This window comes from Bradyrhizobium sp. P2_E8 (genome assembly GCF_056403875.1).
Genome location: NZ_JBFUES010001550.1, coordinates 1 through 1,149 on the forward strand (window position 1 = coordinate 1; position 1,149 = coordinate 1,149).

Genomic DNA, 1,149 nt, shown 5'->3' on the forward strand with positions numbered 1-1,149 from the left:
GGCGTGGACGTCGAGGTCGCGGCGGTGGCCGCGCGCGGCGACCATGTCGTCGCATTCGCCGGCCGCCACGCAATTCCGCGCGTCTATCGCAGCTTCGCCGAGCTGATCGCCGACCGCGAGCTCGACGTCATCGACATCTGCACCCCGCCCAATCTCCACGCCGGCATGATCGTTGCCAGMATGCAGGCCGGCAAGCACGTGATCTGCGAGAAGCCCTTTGCCGGTTATTTYGGCCGCGAGGGCGACCAGCAGCCGATCGGCAAGCACGTGCCGAAGGCGCTGATGTATGAGCGCGTGCTCGAGGAGATGGACGCAACGCGCGCCGCGATCGAGCGCACCGGAAAACTCTTCATGTATGCCGAGGACTGGATCTACGCGCCCGCGGTGACCAAGACCGCGGAGATCATCAAGGCGACCAGGGACAAGATCCTGTTCATGAAGGGCGAGGAGAGCCATTCCGGCTCGCACGCGGCGCATGCCGCGCAATGGGCGATGACCGGCGGCGGCTCGCTGATCCGAATGGGCTGCCATCCGCTTTCGGCGGTGCTCTATCTCAAGCAGGTCGAAGCCAGGGCGCGCGGCGAAGCCATCCGCGTCGCCAGCGTCACCGGCGATGTCGGCAACGTCACAGCCAGCCTGAAGCCGGAGGAGCGCACCTACATCAAGGCCAACCCCGTCGATGTCGAGGACTGGGGCACGCTGACGGCGACATTCTCCGACGGCACCAAGGCCACCGTGTTTTCCGGCGACATGATCATGGGCGGCGTGCGCAATCTGGTCGAGACCTACACGTCCGGCGGCTCGCTGTTCGCCAACATCACGCCGAACACGCATCTGATGAGCTACCAGACCTCTGAGGAGAAGCTCGCAAACGTCTACATCACCGAAAAGGTCGACCGCAAAACCGGCTGGCAATATGTCTGCCTCGAGGAGGAGTGGACGCGCGGGTATTTGCAGGAGATCCAGGACTTCATGGAATGCGCCGCGACCGGCCGGCAGCCGCTGTCGGACCTCGCCCTGGCCTACGAGACGATCAAGGTGAACTACGCGGGGTATTGGGCCGCGGAAGAGGGGCGGCGGGTGGTGTTGTAGGGCGRCTGAAGAGACCGCAGGCACGCTGCGATCCCTTCTCCCCCTGTGGGAGAAGGT

Annotated in this window: 1 protein-coding gene; it reads left to right on the plus strand. The window is 64.9% G+C overall.

Annotated features, from left to right (window positions below; genetic code table 11):
• On the plus strand, positions 1-1,092 hold a 1,092-nt coding region (locus AC1D00_RS42210; RefSeq protein ID WP_477014790.1), incomplete at its 5' end, for a Gfo/Idh/MocA family protein.
• Positions 1,093-1,149: the final 57 nt, after the last annotated feature.